The organism is Streptomyces sp. NPDC043427 (assembly GCF_056436655.1).
In genome coordinates this window covers 152955-167837 of the sequence record NZ_JBWKCC010000005.1, presented here as the reverse complement: position 1 = coordinate 167837, position 14883 = coordinate 152955, and the positions used below count along the sequence as shown (strand labels likewise).

Here is a 14883-nt window from a genome sequence, read left to right as displayed (position 1 = left end):
TCCAACACATCCACAAACGGCTCATCAGCCGTTACGGTGTGCCGGGGCCGGTGCTCGTGATCAGTCACGGCAGGGTTTGGTGCACGGTCGGTGGGGCGGCCGGGTTCAGGGGGCGGAGTGGGTTCCACGGGGATGACCTCTGTGGCCGGTCCGGATGCGGACGGCGCGAGACGAAACGTTTCTGACGCGGCGGGCGTGGTGGTGCTCGGGGCCTGTGCCGCCTGGTCCCTGATCACCGCGGCCGCGCACGACGGCCGCCCCGAGGGCATGCTGCTCGCGGTTCTCGCGGTGGCCGCGGGTTACGCCGCCGGGCGGATCTTCGGCGCGCTCCTGCCGGTCGCCGCGCCCTGCGCCGGGGCGCTGGCCGGGGTCGGCCTGACCATCGCCGTCCCGCAGCTCTCGCCCGGCCCCGAGCTGGTCGGACCGCTCGGGCACGCGGGTGCCACCGCGGCGCTGCTGACCCTCTCCACAGGTGCCGCCTGCTGTGCCGCCTGGGCCACCCCGCTGCCCGCGTTGCGGCTCGCGCTGCGCGTCCTGGCCGTGGGGATCGCCGTGACCGCCGCCGCCCTCGGCTCGACGACCGCGGTCGTGACGTGTGCCGCGGTGCTGCTGTGCTCGCTCGCCGCCGGACTCACGCGCCACCGCGGTCTCGGTCTCGCCGGTCTGGCCCTGGCCACGGCCCTGGTGGCGGGGCTGACCTGGGCGGCGGCCGGGAGAACGCTGCCGGGCGGACTCGCGGCGACCCTGGAGGACGAGCTCACGCCCCACCGGATCGACCTGTGGCACGACGCCCTGCACCTGGCACGTCAGGAGGCCTCCCTGGGCGTGGGCCCCGGCCGTTTCGGGGAACTCAGCCCGACGGCGGGCCAGGCACTGACGCCCGACGGCAAGCCGCACTCGGCGCTCCTTCAGCAGGCGGCCGAACAGGGGATGGTCGGCGTCGTGCTGCTCGCGGCTGCGTTCTGCTGGGTGCTGTTCGCGCTGTGGCACACACCCCGTCCCACACCGGTCGCGCTGACTGCGGGCGCGGCGCTCACAGCCCTCGCCGCCATCGCCACGATCGGCAACGCCCTGAGCTTCACCGCGGTGTCGGTGGGCGCGGGCCTGCTGGCCGGCCTGGCCACAGCCCGTCCGCTCACCGAGGGGACGGTCGTGGCAGACGCACACGCGCCTGGTGACCGACTGATTTCGTGAGCTCGGTACGCGCGGGGGGCTCAGTGCGCCGGCGTCGTCGGTCGCAGTCGGGCCCTGATGGCCAGTACGGCGGCTTCCGCGTTGTCCACGGTGATCGTGAAGGTGTGTCCGTTCCACAGGCGGAGCACGACGCCCTCACCGCGCCGTACGACGACCGCGGTGCCCTTCTCGGGCCGCCACCGGTAGCCCCAGCCGCCCCAGTGGCGCGGGTTGACGTGCGGGTCGAAGTCGGCGCCGGCGACGTGTGAGAGGGGGATGCGGCGGCGGGGTACGCCGATGTGGCCGCAGCGCACCTCCACGCACTCCCTGTCGAGCTTGAGGTCGACGTGGACGAAGGCGAGGGTGCCGAAGAGGACCAGCAGTCCGGCGGCGATGCAGCCGACGACGGACACGACGAGCGCGATGCCGGAGCTCCAGGCGGAGTCCACCGCCAGCTCGATGCCGAGTGCCATGCAGGCCGCGCCGAACAGCGCCAGCAACCATTGGACCCGGTTCGTGGCGCGCCCGGTCCAGACATCGGGGTGGGATGTGTCCTCACCATGGATGTGGAGGTCCATGGCAATGAGGTTACTCAGGTTTCGCTCCGCGGGTACCAGGTCGCGGAGCGTGACTACGCCGACCGTGGAGACCTCGGGTCAGGCGTGTCCCCTGGTGTCCGTGGGTCAGGGAGCCGGAATGACCGCCTGCAGGATCCGGCCTTCCTCGTAGGCCAGGGCGGGCTCGGGCAGCGCGCCCTCGCGACCGCTCAGCAGCACCGTCACCGTACCGAGGGGAGTCGCCTCCGGTGCCGGGCCGGAACCGATCCGGCGCAGCGCCTGCGCGGCGACCGCCCCGGCGGAGCCGTGCAGGACGAGCGGAGGCAGCCCGGGACGCTGCACGGCCGCGCGGATGCGCTCGGCGACCAGCTCGTAATGGGTGCAGCCCAGGACGACGGTCGTTACATCCTCGGGGGTCAGGGCGGCGGCCGCCGTGACGGCCTCGTCGATGGCCGCCTCGTCCGCGTGCTCCACGGCCTCGGCGAGGCCCCAGCACGGCACTTCGGCGACGTCCACGCCGTCGGCGAAGTCCCGGATGAGCGCCTTCTGGTAGGGGCTGCCGGTGGTGGCGGGCGTGGCCCAGATCGCGACGGGGCCACCGCCGGCCGCGGCCGGCTTGATCGCCGGGACGGTGCCGATCACCGGGATGGCGGGTTCCAGGTGGGCGCGCAGGGTGGGCAGGGCGTGCACGGTCGCGGTGTTGCAGCCCACGATGAGCGCGTCCGGGCCGTGAGCGGCGGCGGCCTCGGCGACGGCCACGGCGCGTTCGGTGAGGTCCTGCGGGGTACGCGGCCCCCAGGGCATGCCGTCGGGGTCCAGGGAGAGCACGAGATCCGCGTCGGGTCGCAGGCGCCGTACCGCGGCGGTGGCCGCCAGCAGCCCGATTCCGGAGTCCATGAGCGCGATCTTCACCCGGCCACGATAGACGATGTCCCCCAACGGACCAGCCGGGTGGGGCAGACTGCGCGGGTGAGCGCCTTCGTGTGGATCGCCGCCGCGTCACTCGGCGCATGGCTGTGGTTGCTGCTCTGCCAGGGCTTCTTCTGGCGTACGGACGTGCGATTGCCGCCTCTCGGCGATCCGTCGCCGGGTGATCCGCCCGTCGGTGATCCTTCCCCCAGCGCCCCTCCGAGTGATCAGCCGGAATGGCCCTCCGTCTGCGTCGTCGTCCCCGCGCGCGACGAGGCCGCCGTCCTGTCGTCGAGTCTGCCGTCACTGCTCGCCCAGGACTACCCGGGCCGGGCGGAGGTCCTGCTCGTCGACGACGGCAGTACGGACGGCACCGGGGAGCTCGCGCGTGAGCTGGCCCGGCGGCATGGCGGGCTGCCCCTCACGGTGAGCTCGCCCGGCGAGCCGCCCGCGGGCTGGACCGGGAAACTGTGGGCGGTGCGCCACGGCATCGGGCTGGCACGCCCGCGTGACCCCGAGTACCTCCTGCTCACCGACGCCGACATCGCGCACGCGCCCGACAGCCTGCGCGGGCTGGTGGCCGCGGCGCGCTCCGGCGGATTCGACGTCGTCTCGCAGATGGCCCGGCTGCGGGTGGAGAGCCTGTGGGAGCGGCTCGTGGTGCCGGCGTTCGTCTACTTCTTCGCGCAGTTGTATCCGTTCCGTCGGATCGGCAGGCGGGGGACCCGGACGGCGGCCGCTGCTGGCGGCTGTGTCCTGCTGCGCGCCGACACCGCCGAGCGGGCGCGGATCCCGGACGCCATCCGGCACGCGGTCATCGACGACGTGGCACTGGCGCGTGCCGTGAAGGGCGGCGGGGGGCACATCTGGCTGGGGCTGGCCGAGCGGGTCGACAGTGTGCGCCCCTATCCGCGCCTGCACGACCTGTGGCGGATGGTCTCGCGCAGCGCCTACGCGCAACTGCGGCACAGCCTTCTCCTGCTGGCCGGCACAGTGGCCGGGCTCGCGTTGGTGTACCTGGTGCCGCCCGTGGCCGTCGTCGTGGGCCTGGTCGCGGGGAACCCGGCCGCGGCGGTGCCGGGTGCCCTGGCGTGGCTGGTGATGGCGGGGACGTACGTACCGATGCTCCTCTATTACCGCCAGCCGCTGTGGCTCGCCCCGCTGCTGCCGTTCACCGCGTTCCTGTACCTCCTGATGACGGTCGACTCCGCGGTGCAGCACCACCGGGGGCGCGGTGCGGCCTGGAAGGGCCGCACCTACGCCCGCCCGGACGTCGTGCCCGACGAGGGCTGACCGTCGTCGCCGGGCCCGCGTCACTTCCTTCCGGGAGTCCAGTTCATCCCCCATCCGTACGCGTAGTCGACCGTCCGCTGCGGGCTCACCCCGCGCTCGGGCACCAGGTAGCGGGCCTCGCGCTGGACGACGAGGTCGCCGCCGGTGTTGGTGAGGAGCGCGAGCGCGCACACCGTCGAGGGGACTGTGCACTCGTCCAGGGAGAAGTCGATGGCCGCGCCGTACTGCGGCTGGAGCGTGACCGTGGCGTGCAGGTCGGCGAAGGAACGGGCGCCTTCGTAGATCGTCACGAAGACGAGGATGCGCCGGAAGTCACGGATGTGGTCGAGGTTGACGGTGAGGTTCTCGCCGCTGGACACGGCACCCGTGCGGTCGTCGCCGTCGAGGTGGATGTACGGCGGCTGGTGCAGGGCCCCGAAGGCGTTGCCGAGGGACTGTACGACACCCTTGCGGCCGTCGGCGAGCTCGAAGAGGGCGCACAGGTCGAGGTCGAGGTCGGCGTGGAGCGCGACCGCCCTGCCACGCTTGCTGCCCCACCCTGAGAACTGTTTGCGCACCTCCCAGTTGAGGTTCACGCGCAGGGCGCCGGACGTGCCGCCCTGCTTGGTCAGCGAGACCGAGGGGGCGGCCTTGGTGAGCGTGACCTTGCTCAGGCTCACGGGCGCTGTGGGCGGTGCCGACGGTGGAGGCGGGGCGTTGTGGACCGGCGGGGGCACGGTGACGGGCGGCGCGGGCATGGTCACGGGAGGCGCGACGGGTGGCGGCGTGGTGACCAGGGGCGCGACCGGCGCGGCGGGGGCCGGTGCCGTGTGCTGGGGCTCGTCGACCGTGATGCCGAAGTCCGTGGCCAGTCCCTCGAGTCCACTGCTGTAGCCCTGGCCGACGGCACGGAACTTCCAGGCGCCCTGACGACGGTAGAACTCGCCGAGCACGAAAGCGGTTTCGACGGTTGCGCCGGTGCTGTCGAAGCGAGCGGCGACGGTTCCCTGGGCGGCGTCCCTGACCTCGATGTAGAGGCCCTGCACCTGTCCGAACGAGCCCCCGTCGGCGGAGGTGGCCAGGACCACGGTCTCGATCGCGGGCTCCACGCGCGCGAGGTCGACGAGGAGCGTGTCGGTCACCCGGCCGCCGGCGTCGCGCTTGCCCTCGTGGCGCACAGCGCCGGAGGAGTGGGTGGATTGGTTGTAGAAGACGAAGTCCCCGTCGGAACGGACCTTTCCGGCCACCAGCAGCAGGGCCGAGGCGTCCACGTCCGGGACACCTGGTCCCGAACCCCAGCCCAGTTCCACCCGTAGTGCCGTGGTCGGCACCGGAACGTTCGACCCCTTAGGCATCGACATGTCTGCCCCCATCACCTGTCACCGTCCATGCCGGCGGAGTTCCGGCCGTCCCTCGCGTTCCGTACCCGGCCAACCTATTGCGCGCGCCGTCGAACTCCCATGGGAGCGCGGCGACAGGGTGTGCGACCCGCGGGTAACCCCCCTGGAACTCGGCCTTTACCGGATCACAACATTCTGCGTCGTCCCTTTTTTCCATGTTCGCTCACATTAGGGGGCGCACGTCACCGCCGACACGGAAAACAACACTCTTATCGGTCTCCCCAACCAGCACATCGTGGGCTTAACTTATGTGCCATGACCTCCCCCCGCTCCACCTATGGCGGCGGCTACTACTCCGCCTCCTTCCCGGACACCCCGATCTACGACTCGCTCGTGGCCGAGCGGGGTACCCCGCAGATCGCCCCGATCCGGGTCCCCGCCGCGTACGACACGAGCGGCAGCAGCCTGCCCGCGCTCCCGTCGGCGCTGCCCGCCCTCCCCTCGGGCCCGTCGCAGCCCTCCTACGGCTACCCGCAGGCGCCTCAGCCGGCTCCGCTGCAGCAGGCGCCCGCGGCGTACATCCCGCAGCAGGCCGGCGCGCCGCGTGGTTACCCCGGTCCGCAGGCACAGCAGCCTCGGCCGGGCATGCCGGGCACGGGCTACGAGGCCATGCGCCCCGCGGCTCCCCGCCCCGGCCCGACCCCGCAACAGGATCCGTACAACCAGCAGTCGTACAGGGGCTACTGAACCGTTCTCCGGGTTGTCCGTGCCACCTGGCAGGATGACTCCATGGGGAACGCACAGCTGCTGTCGATTCATGTTCATCCGGTCAAGGCGTTCCGGGGCCTGGCGCCCCGGGAGGCCGTCGTGGAGCCCTGGGGGCTGACCGGAGACCGACGCTGGGCGCTGATCGACGACGGGGGAAAGGTCGTCACGCAACGCCAGCAACCGCGCCTCGCGCTGGCCGCCGCCGAGCTTCTGCCCGGCGGCGGCCTTCGTCTGTCCGCGCCCGGCCTGGAGCCGTTGACCGTGGACGTGCCGCGGCCGCTCGGCACGACGACGGTGGAGATCTTCCGGGACAAGGTGGAGGGCGTCCTCGCCGACGACGCCGCGCACGCCTGGTGCAGCGCCTATCTGGGGACCGACGTACGTCTCGTGCACATGGTCGATCCCGCCACGTGCCGCGCGGTCGACCCCGACTACGCGCTGCCGGGCGAGACCGTCTCGTTCGCGGACGGCTACCCGCTGCTGCTCACCACCACCGCCTCGCTCGACGCCCTCAACTCCCGGATCGCTCAGGGTGACCACGCGGGCGAGGGCCCGCTGCCGATGAACCGCTTCCGGCCGAACGTGGTCGTGTCGGGTACGGACGCCTGGGCCGAGGACGGCTGGTCGCGCGTCTCCATCGGCGAGGTCGCCTTCCGTGTCGCCAAGATGTGCGGCCGGTGCGTGGTGACAACGACCGACCAGGACACCGCGGAACGCGGCAAGGAGCCCCTGCGCACCCTGGGCCGGCACCGCCTCATCGACGGCAAGCTGGTGTTCGGTCAGAACCTGGTGCCCCTCGACCGTGGCACGATCCGGGTCGGCGATCCTGTGACGGTCCTCGCGTAGGCGGGGACCGCCCGCGGACGGGGAGCAACGGGATCCAGCGGCGGACGGGATCCTGCGGTGGGCGGGAACCACTGGCCGGGGCCCGGCCGTTGGAATCTTCGTGAGAAGTTCATGAGACGCCCGGCCTCAGGTGATTTCCCTCTCTCTTTGACCGGGCGAGCGCGTGAACGGCTCCGCGAGGGGTTATCACGGAGCGGGAAAGGGGGTGCGGGACGGTGCGAGCAATCAGCGGGCTCTGGCGTTGGCGGCACAATCCGCTGCGCCGCACGACCGATCTGGTCGAGGCATGGCTGGCCCTGGCGGCCCTGCTGCTGGTCCTCCTCGTCACGCCCGTGATCGGTTTCGTCGTCGGCGCCGTCGCCGAGGACGCGCTGCAGCAGTCGGTCAAGGACCAACGCCAGTCGCGCCATCTGGTCACGGCCACCGTGCTGCGGAAGCTGGACCGCTCCCCGCTGGAGGCCGACCCCGAGACCTCCACCGGACGGGAGGCGCGCTCCCAGGTATTTGCCGACTGGATCGCCCCTGACGGCACCCGGCATCAAGCCACGGCCATGGCGGACCTCAAGGCCCCGCATCCCGGCGACCACTTCGAGATATGGACGGACGAGCACGGCACCGTGGTGGCCCGTCCGCTGGACTCCGCGACGGCGACCACGCACGCCGTCCTCGCCGGTGTGGGCGCCGCTCTGTTGACCGCGGGCCTCGTCGAGGCCGGCAGACGGCTGATGGTCTGGCGCATGGTCCGTCGCCGGTACGCCCGTTGGGACCAGGCATGGGACCGGGCGGGCCCGGACTGGGGCAGGACCGGCACGGGCTGCTGACGGCCTTCCGGCTCCGGTCAACCCACCACCCGCGCGCACGCTACGGTGGTCCGGCCGAACTCTTCGGCATCAACCCGCGCGTGAGGGAGCCGTAGGGGCGCTGTAGCCCCCGAAGGCGAACGAGCCGGCAGTACGACGAGGTGGGGGCACAGCAACGCCATGGCACAGGGCACGGTCCAGGTGACGCACACCGGCACATCGAGGTGGCGGCGCCGCACGGGTGAGTACGCATCGCTCGCCGCCGCCCTGGAGGCCGCGGCCGAGGGTGACGTGCTCACCATCGCTCCCGGTACCTACCGGGAGAACCTCGTCGTCCAGCGGTCGGTGACGCTGCGCGGCCCCGAGGGTTCTCCGGGTTCGGTCCGGATCGCCCCCGTGGACGGGGTGCCGTTGACGGTGCGCGCCTCGGCGGTGGTGCAGGACCTGCATGTGGAGGGGCAGGACGCCGCCGCGCCCGCGCTGCTCGTCGAGGAGGGCACACCGGAGCTGACGGACCTGCGGATCGTCACCCGCTCGTCGGCCGGGATCGAGGTGCGCGGGAGCGCTCGCCCGACCGTGCGGCGTTGCACCGTCGACAACCCGGCAGGCATCGGCATCGCCGTGGTCGACGGCGGGGGCGGCGTGTTCGAGGAGTGCGAGGTCGTCGCGGCGGCCCAGGCGGGGGTCGCGGTACGCGGCGGCGCCCGTCCCCGGCTGGAGCGCTGCCGGGTGCACCACGCCTCCGGCTCCGGACTGACCGCGACCGGCGACAACTCCGCGCTGGAGGCCGTCGGTTGCGAGGTGTACGAGGTGCGGGGCAGCGGCGTCCAGATCACCGGGCGGGCCACCGCGCACCTCACCGACTGCGATGTGCACCGTACGACCGCCGACGGTGTCACGCTCGACACGGACGCCGTGCTCACGCTGGCGGACTGTCACATCCACGACATCCCGGAGAACGCGGTCGACCTGCGCTCGCGCTCCGTGCTGACGCTGACGCGCACGACGGTGCGTCAGTTCGGGCGCAACGGCCTGTCGGTGTGGGACCCCGGCACGCGCGTGGACGCCAACCAGTGCGAGATCTTCGACAGCACGGGCGACTACCCGGCCGTGTGGGTCAGCGACGGCGCCACGGCGGTCCTGGACTCCTGCCGGGTGCACGACGTGCCGGACGCGTTGTTCGTCCTCGACCGCGGCTCGCGCGCGGACGTCGTCGACAGTGACCTCTCCCAGGTGCGTAACACGGCGGTGTCGGTGAGCGACGGCGCGACCGCGCAGCTCGACGACTGCCGGATCCGGGACGCGGCGACGGGCGCCTGGTTCCGTGACCACGGCAGCGGCGGCACCCTCAACAACTGCACGCTGGACGGCACCCAGACCGGTGTGATCGTCACCAAGGGCGCCGACCCCACCGTCGAGCGCTGCACGGTCGACTCCCCCGCCGAGGCCGGTTTCTACGTGTCGGCCGGGGGCCGCGGCAGCTTCCTGAACTGCCGGGTGACGGGCAGCGGGGGCTACGGCTTCCATGTGATCGACGGCTGCCGTACGACGCTGCGCAAGTGCCGTACGGAGCGGTGCGCGCGCGGTGGGTACGAGTTCGCGGACGGCGGTTCGGACGCGGGGCCCGACACGGGGCCCGTGGTCGAGGACTGCACGAGCGACGAGAGCGCGGCCCTGAGGCAGCCGACGGCACGGGAGACCTCCGTACAGACGGTGGGTCAGTCCGCCGGGCTGCTCGGTGCCATCCCCGAGCAGCGTGTCGACGCCCCGCAGTCGCAGCCGGCCGCGGAGCCTCAGCGGTCGGCACGGACCTCGAAGGCAGTGCTCGGTGAACTCGACGCACTGGTCGGCCTGGACAGCGTCAAGCGCGAGGTGCGCGCCCTCACGGACATGATCGAGGTGGGCCGGCGCCGCCAGCAGGCGGGCCTCAAGGCAGCCTCCGTCAAGCGCCACCTGGTGTTCACTGGCTCCCCGGGCACCGGAAAGACGACGGTCGCGCGCCTGTACGGCGAGATCCTCGCCTCGCTCGGCGTGCTGGAGCAGGGTCATCTCGTCGAGGTGTCCCGCGTCGACCTGGTCGGCGAGCACATCGGCTCCACCGCGATCCGCACCCAGGAGGCCTTCGACAAGGCGCGCGGGGGCGTGCTGTTCATCGACGAGGCGTACGCGTTGTCCCCGGAGGACTCGGGCCGGGACTTCGGCAAGGAGGCCATCGACACGCTGGTGAAGCTGATGGAGGACCACCGGGACGCGGTGGTGGTGATCGTCGCTGGCTACACGGCCGAGATGGAGCGCTTCCTTTCCGTCAACCCGGGTGTGGCGTCCCGCTTCTCCCGGACCATCACCTTCAGCGACTACGGCCCCGAGGAGCTGCTGCGGATCGTGGAGCAGCAGGCCGAGGAGCACGAGTACCGGCTGGCGCCGGGCGCGTCGGAGGGCCTGCTCAAGTACTTCACGGCGATCCCGAAGGGCCCAGCCTTCGGCAACGGCCGCACCGCCCGCCAGACCTTCGAGGCAATGGTGGAACGCCACGCCAGCCGCGTCGCCCAGCTCGACGAGCCCAGCACGGACGACCTGACACTGCTGTACGCGGAGGACCTGCCGGAGCTGCCCTGAGGTGCCGGTGTTCAGGTGGACAGAAACCGGTCCAGGACGTACCCGAGGGCGGCGGCGGTCGCGGGTACGGCGAGGACCAGGAGTTCCGCGTACCGACGGGGGGCTCGAACCCGCTCCTGGGAGGAGGCGGTCTTCATCCGCAGGGGGCTCGTGGACGAGTAGTACACGTCCAGTGGGTCCCCCACCTGGATCATGGGGCCGTTCGTGCCCACGAGCACGTTGCCGGTGCAGGTGCGACCGTCCTCGGTGGTGAAGTTGACGACGACCGCGGAGGGCCGGGACGCCCCGGGTTTGAAAACCCGCTCCTCCACGACCGCGGTGGTGCGGCGGCGGGTGCGCCGGAACTCGCGTCCTTGCGCACCCCGTAGAGCGTCCACGGGACCACGACGACGCTCGCGCACAGCACCCACTCGGACAACGCCTTCAGGAACCCCAGCACGCGCCGCCCCCTCCCTTCGGTTCGCCGGCACGCACATGGTGGCATGCAGTGCTCACACCGTCTGTTCGAAGTCCTGGTGGCACGCCTCCAGCCGCTGGACGGGCACCTCCGGGCGCAGTCGGCCCAGCAGCAGCTCGCGTTCCTCGGCGAAGGCGGGGTCGGCCTGGTAGTCGGAGTGGCCGAGGAGCGGCGCGGGCAGCGGGTGTTCCGGGGTGCGGCCGTCGGCGATCGGGTCCTTGAGGGGACCGCGGTCCACCGCGGGGCCGCAGTCGCCGGGCAGGCGTACGGGGCCGCCGATGGGGTCGGTGAGGCGGTACAGGTTGCGCCAGCAGTCGACGTCGCGGTGCAGGGCGGCGAGCGCGTCCGGGCCGAAGTGGGCCGGGAACCAGCGGCCGTACAGGCGCTCGATCGGGGAGCCATAGGTGAGGAGCGCGACACGTTTGCGGACGGACGGTTGCAGCTGCCAGGCCGCGGCGGCCGCAAGGACGCTGCCCTGGGAGTGGCCGGAGATCACCAGGCGTCCGCGGGTGGTCTGCGTCCAGGTGGCCATCCGCCAGGTCAGGTCGGGAACCGCGCGCTCGGCGTAGCACGGCGGGGCGAAGGGGTGGGCGGCGCGGGGCCAGAAGGTGCCGACGTCCCAGAGGATGCCGATGGTGCGCCGCGCTGAGGGGTCCTTGTAGGCACGCCTGCCCCAGGTGACGAAGAGGATGAAGCCGAGCCCTATCAGCCAGGAGCCCAGCGCCTGCGCGGTCTCGGCGGCGCCCCGGACGAAGGCGTACGCGTGCGTGGCGGCCCCGCCGGGTGTCTCCTTCGTCCCGAGGGCGCCGACGACTGCGCCGGCACCCAGGAGCAGGGTCGCGGTGGAGGTGACCGCCACGAGGAGGGGCGCCTGGTCGGTGAGGGTGGCCATGGCGCGAGCGCGGGCGATGCGGCGGGTGCGGGCCCCGTCTTCGGTCTTCTCACCAGCGGCGTCCTCTGTCTTCTCCCCGGCCGCCTCCCCGGTCTTCGGCCGGGCCCCGTCCTCCTTCTCCTCCCCGGCCGCCTCCCCGGCCGCGTCATCCGTCTTCTCCGCGGCCACGTCCTCGCTCTGCTCCTGGGAGTCGCGTCGCACCGCCTCGTAATCGGCCCGGGCCAGGCGCCAGGCACTGTGGCCGAGGCGGGCGCAGAGGACGAGCAGCACGAGGAGCAGTACGGGGATCACCGACGCCTGCCAGGTGAGCAGGACCGGGGGGCCGTCGAGGGTGGCATGGGTGCCGTCCAGCCAGTCGGAGACTCGCTGGGAGACCCCGCCGGACATCACTCCGCCGAGGGCGCAGGCCAGCATGGCGACGGCGGGTCCGGCCAGGCCACGCATCGCGGCGCGCCGGTCGGGGAGGGCGCGGTGGAGGACGTGCGCGACCACGGCGAGGGCGATCACCAGCGCGCCCTGGCCCAGCGCGATGGTCCCGAAGGTCATGTCGCCCTGCAGTCGTCCGGTCGAGGTCCAGCCCGGTCGCTCCCAGCCGGCGTACACCAGGGTGAGGACGAGCAGGCCGAGGGCGCCGAGCGGCAGGAAGCGCGCGAGGCGCGTGTCGGGTTCCCGGTCGAGGCGTTTCTCGCTGCGGCCGCGGCGGCAGACCACCCACAGCACGACGATCACGCCGGCACCGAGAGCCGCCTCGAGCAGTCGGCCGAGCACCTCGAGGACCACCGGACCGCCGGGCTCGCGGTCGAAGCGTGCGGCCGCGGTGCCGACCGCGGCGGCCACGGTCAGCAGACCGGCGGCGGTGTGCGCCGCGCGCAGCCGGGCGACCAGTCGGCGCCCGTACCAGAATCCGGGGCGGTTCAATGCGGTGCGGCCGGTCTCCTTCTCGGGCTCGGCGGCGGGGTCCATGGGTTCCTGGGACTCGTACGCGCGCCAGGTGCGGTGGGAGAGGTACCACAGCAGTCCGGTCAGGGCGGTGGGCAGCAGGGCCGCGAGGGCGAGTCGGCGGCCGGGCCGGCTCCACCAGCCGCCGTTCGAGGCGTCGGGCGAGAGGAAGCCGAGCCAGGAGTGGCGTGCGGCGCACGCGGGTGTGCCCGCGCACTGCCAGGCCGTCAGGTCGAGGGCTACCTCGCAGGCCGCCGCGACGAGCAGCACCGTGAGCGTCAGCCCGGCGAGCCGTACCAGCAGGCCGTACAGCCGCACCGTCCGCACCCGGTCGTGGGCGGCGGGGCGCATCCAGTGGGCGAGGTTGACCACCATGAAAGGCAGCAGCAACAGCCACAGGGCGCGGGTGCCGTTGCCGGAGGTGAGGTTGCACCAGACGTAGGCCTCGGGCACCGGCGCGGTGCGCTGTTCGTCGGTTCCGTTGTCCGCGTCGACGTCGTCGGCGCGCCGGAAGATGGCCGCCGTGTCGTCGCCGGTGATCCGCACGGTGCGCGGATCGTTGAGCATCTTCTCGGGTGTGGCGCCGCCGACTCCATGGACCAGGAGTTCCAGGGCGGCTCTGCTGTCTGAGGTCGATGAGGTTGCTGAGGCACGTTCCACTGTTCGCACTTCCCCCGTGACACGCCGTCGACATGTGCCTGTGCGGGCACCAGGATGTCCGTTCCGGGGGCGATGCACACCCCCTGTCACCGAATCTCCCCGATCCGTGTGACCCGAGTTCGCGGGGCGCGCTCGGTGACAGACGCCCTACGGGGTGGTGGTACCGTCCGCGCCATCCCGTGCAAGGATGGGACGCCCGCACACCGGGGATGGGGAGAATGTCCTCGTCGGAGCAGGTGGGCAGGCCCGTCGGACGGCTTGAGGCGAAAGGAACCGGAGCGTACGTGAGCGAGAATCAGAACCTCCTCGCGGAGCAGCGCCGCGCCCTGATCCTGGACGAGGTCCGGCGCCGTGGTGGCGTCCGCGTCAACGAGCTGACGCGCAAACTGGGCGTGTCGGACATGACGGTCCGCCGTGACCTCGACGCGCTGGCCCGCCAGGGCGTCCTGGAGAAGGTGCACGGCGGTGCGGTGCCGATCGTGGAGGCGAGCACGCACGAGCCGGGGTTCGAGGCCAAGTCGGGCCTGGAGCTGACGGCCAAGGAGGACATCGCGCGGACCGCGGCGGAGCTGGTGTCGCCGGGCAGTGCGATCGCGCTGTCGGGTGGTACGACGACGTTCGCGCTGGCCCATCAGCTGGTGGAGGTTCCGGATCTCACGGTCGTCACCAACTCGGTGCGGGTCGCCGACGTCTTCCACGCGGCACAGCGCACGTCGGGGCCGCGGCAGGGCGCGGCGACGGTGGTGCTGACCGGCGGGGTGCGCACCCCGTCCGATTCGCTGGTGGGGCCGGTCGCCGACCAGGCGATCGCGGCACTCCACTTCGACCTGCTGTTCCTCGGTGTGCACGGCATATCGGTGGAGGCCGGTCTGTCCACGCCGAACCTCGCGGAGGCCGAGACCAACCGGCGCCTTGTGCACTCGGCGCGGCGGGTGGTCGTGGTCGCCGACCACACCAAGTGGGGTGTGGTGGGCCTGAGTTCGTTCGCGGCGCTGGACCAGGTCGACACGCTGGTGACCGACGCGGGGCTGCCCGCCGAGGCGCGTTCCGAGATCTCGGATCATCTGCGGCGGCTGATGGTGGCCGGCGAGGCGGAAGAGGGTGCAGACATCTGACGGTGTGCCAGCTAGGGTGACGCCCACTCCACGAAGGGGGACGTCGCCCATGGCTCGTCGTCTGCGCCCGGTCGGGCTCGACTTCGTCGACACCGCTCCCCTGCGCCTGGTGTTCACCAGAGAGATCGCGGCGGCGCCCGAGGCGGTCTTCCCCGCGCTCGCCGAGGACGTGCCGGGCTGGGCCGAGTGGTTCTCGGCGGTGGAACGTGCGCGTCCGACCGATGGCGGCGCGGGACGGGAGATACGGCTCAGGGGCGGTGTCCGCCTCGAGGAGACGATCCTCCTGGCCAAGGAGCCCGAGGTGTACGTCTACCGCATGGACGCCACGACCGCGCCGGGGCCCCGCGCCCTGGTCGAGGAGTGGCGGCTCACGCCGACCGGGACCGGTACGCGCGTACGGTGGACGTTCGCAGCCGACGGCCCGGCCCCGTTCCGCCTCACCCTGCGGCTGGCCCGCGCCGGACTCGGCCGCGCGTTCCGCGACGCGGTGACGGCCTTGGAGCGCCGGCTCACCGTCTAGGTGTATTGACCCGCAGGGT

The 14883-nt window shown here is 72.4% G+C and carries 13 protein-coding genes; 8 read left to right on the top strand and 5 right to left on the bottom strand.

What is annotated here, in order from left to right:
* Positions 1–132: 132 nt before the first annotated feature.
* Positions 133–1194 carry an O-antigen ligase family protein gene (locus AC067M_RS12745; protein WP_478697027.1) on the top strand — a complete coding sequence of 354 codons (1062 nt, stop codon included), beginning with the start codon at positions 133–135 and terminating at the stop codon, positions 1192–1194.
* Between the two features lie 20 nt (positions 1195–1214).
* Here the strand turns inward: AC067M_RS12745 and AC067M_RS12740 are convergent, their stop codons facing one another.
* A complete protein-coding gene (locus tag AC067M_RS12740) occupies positions 1215–1751 on the bottom strand; it encodes a hypothetical protein (protein WP_478697026.1) in 537 nt (178 codons plus the stop codon).
* A gap of 105 nt (positions 1752–1856) precedes the next feature.
* Positions 1857–2642, bottom strand: a complete 786-nt coding sequence (locus AC067M_RS12735) for a glutamate racemase (protein WP_478697025.1) — start codon at positions 2640–2642, stop codon at positions 1857–1859.
* 39 nt (positions 2643–2681) lie between these two features.
* Between AC067M_RS12735 and AC067M_RS12730 the strand changes: the two genes are divergently transcribed.
* Positions 2682–3932, top strand: a complete 1251-nt coding sequence (locus tag AC067M_RS12730) for a glycosyltransferase (RefSeq protein WP_478697024.1) — start codon at positions 2682–2684, stop codon at positions 3930–3932.
* 20 nt (positions 3933–3952) lie between these two features.
* Here the strand turns inward: AC067M_RS12730 and AC067M_RS12725 are convergent, their stop codons facing one another.
* Positions 3953–5266, bottom strand: a complete 1314-nt coding sequence (locus AC067M_RS12725) for a TerD family protein (protein WP_478697112.1) — start codon at positions 5264–5266, stop codon at positions 3953–3955.
* Positions 5267–5566: 300 nt separating this feature from the next.
* Here AC067M_RS12725 and AC067M_RS12720 point away from each other — a divergent pair, with 300 nt between their 5' ends.
* The 4 genes from AC067M_RS12720 (at position 5567) to AC067M_RS12705 (ending at position 10281) form a co-directional block, all read left to right on the top strand.
* A complete protein-coding gene (locus tag AC067M_RS12720) occupies positions 5567–5998 on the top strand; it encodes a DUF6643 family protein (RefSeq protein ID WP_478697023.1) in 432 nt (143 codons plus the stop codon).
* A gap of 42 nt (positions 5999–6040) precedes the next feature.
* Positions 6041–6865: an MOSC domain-containing protein gene (locus AC067M_RS12715; RefSeq protein ID WP_478697022.1), complete on the top strand. Its 825-nt coding sequence runs from the start codon at positions 6041–6043 to the stop codon at positions 6863–6865.
* A 215-nt stretch (positions 6866–7080) separates the two neighbouring features.
* Complete coding sequence (locus AC067M_RS12710; RefSeq protein ID WP_478697021.1) at positions 7081–7686, top strand: Rv1733c family protein; 606 nt, start codon at positions 7081–7083, stop codon at positions 7684–7686.
* A 159-nt stretch (positions 7687–7845) separates the two neighbouring features.
* Positions 7846–10281: a right-handed parallel beta-helix repeat-containing protein gene (locus AC067M_RS12705; protein WP_478697020.1), complete on the top strand. Its 2436-nt coding sequence runs from the start codon at positions 7846–7848 to the stop codon at positions 10279–10281.
* An 11-nt stretch (positions 10282–10292) separates the two neighbouring features.
* Here AC067M_RS12705 and AC067M_RS12700 read toward each other — a convergent pair whose 3' ends face one another.
* Together AC067M_RS12700 and AC067M_RS12695 are read right to left on the bottom strand one after the other, a co-directional pair.
* Positions 10293–10658 (bottom strand): hypothetical protein, encoded by a 366-nt coding sequence (locus AC067M_RS12700; RefSeq protein WP_478697019.1) that lies wholly within the window; start codon positions 10656–10658, stop codon positions 10293–10295.
* A gap of 114 nt (positions 10659–10772) precedes the next feature.
* The gene (locus AC067M_RS12695; protein WP_478697018.1) at positions 10773–13238 is read right to left on the bottom strand and encodes a hypothetical protein; all 2466 of its coding nucleotides are present in this window, start codon (positions 13236–13238) and stop codon (positions 10773–10775) included.
* 275 nt (positions 13239–13513) lie between these two features.
* On the opposite strand from AC067M_RS12695, the gene AC067M_RS12690 reads away from it, so the two are divergent.
* Both AC067M_RS12690 and AC067M_RS12685 read left to right on the top strand, forming a co-directional pair.
* The gene (locus AC067M_RS12690; protein ID WP_478697017.1) at positions 13514–14344 is read left to right on the top strand and encodes a DeoR/GlpR family DNA-binding transcription regulator; all 831 of its coding nucleotides are present in this window, start codon (positions 13514–13516) and stop codon (positions 14342–14344) included.
* A 49-nt stretch (positions 14345–14393) separates the two neighbouring features.
* Positions 14394–14864: an SRPBCC family protein gene (locus tag AC067M_RS12685; protein WP_478697016.1), complete on the top strand. Its 471-nt coding sequence runs from the start codon at positions 14394–14396 to the stop codon at positions 14862–14864.
* Positions 14865–14883: the final 19 nt, after the last annotated feature.